At 78.6% G+C, this 688-nt stretch carries 1 pseudogene; it reads right to left on the minus strand.

Features of this window, described 5'->3' with window-relative positions:
* Positions 1 to 688, minus strand: a pseudogene (locus ACXJMZ_RS37380) (hypothetical protein); the annotation flags it as partial.

Genomic DNA, 688 nt, shown 5'->3' on the forward strand with positions numbered 1-688 from the left:
GTCCGGTGTCGGTTGCGGGGTGGGGCGGTGGTCGGGGCCGGCCTGGGGCGGCGCGGTGACGGTGGCCCCGCCCGCCGTGTTCAGGCGCGGGGCGGACGTGGCGGAGCTGTCGGGCGTGGTCGGGGTGCCGCTTGCCGGGTCCGCGAAGGCGGTCCGGGGATCGACCCGCGACGGTCCCGCCTCCGGTGAGCCGTGCTCAGGGGCGGGAGTATGAGCGGGGGTTCGCGCGTCCGGGGTGGCAGCGGCGGGCTGCGGGGCAGCGTCGGGGCGGGTCGGGGCGGGCTCGTGCCGGGGCGCGGGTATGTCCGCCGGGGCGGGGGTGTGGCTGGGCGTCGGGTCGGCGGGACGTACCGGGCCGTAGCTGGGACGGCTGTCGTCACCACGCGGGGGCGGCGTGCTCTCGGCGGGAGCGGGGCGGCTGCCTGGGTCGTGGTCGGGCGTACGCGTGGGACCGGTGTTCTCGGACGGACCCGCGTGGGGGCGGCTGTCACCGCTGTCGGGTGTGCGGGACGGGCCGTCGGAGGCGGTCGGACGGGTACCCGGGTCGTGGTCGGGGGTGCGCGAAGGCCCGTCCGGGGAGGACGAGTTGGGACGGGTGCTGGTGTCACCGTCCGGCGTATGCGAGGGGCCGGCGGTCTCGGACGGGCCGGAGTGCGGGCGGGTGTCACCGGCGTCGGGGGTGCGTGAC

The sequence above is a fragment of the Kitasatospora sp. P5_F3 genome (genome assembly GCF_054049135.1).